Annotated in this window: 1 protein-coding gene; it reads left to right on the top strand. The window is 67.7% G+C overall.

The features are described from left to right. On the top strand, positions 1 to 235 hold a 235-nt coding region (locus SB754_RS23030), incomplete at both ends, for an undecaprenyl-diphosphate phosphatase (protein ID WP_410784571.1).

Genomic DNA, 235 nt, shown 5'->3' with positions numbered 1-235 from the left:
CTCGCGCTCCGGGGCGACGACGACCGCAGCCCGTCTCTTCGGCTTCAAGCGCACGACCGCCGCCGAGTTTTCGTTCCTGATGGCGATCCCCGCCGTCCTCGGATCAGGCCTCTTCGAGGTCGTGCACGGTCTCGAGAACGCCGACGCGGGGCCCTACGGTTGGAGCGGCGTCATCATCGCCACCGTCGTCGCGTTCCTCGTCGGATGGGCCGTGATCGCCTATCTGATGCGCTAC

The sequence above is a fragment of the Leifsonia sp. SIMBA_070 genome (assembly GCF_046534635.1).
In the GTDB taxonomy this organism is placed as follows: domain Bacteria; phylum Actinomycetota; class Actinomycetes; order Actinomycetales; family Microbacteriaceae; genus Leifsonia.
Note: the sequence above shows the minus strand (reverse complement) of the source record. Positions and strands in the feature narration are given on the sequence as shown.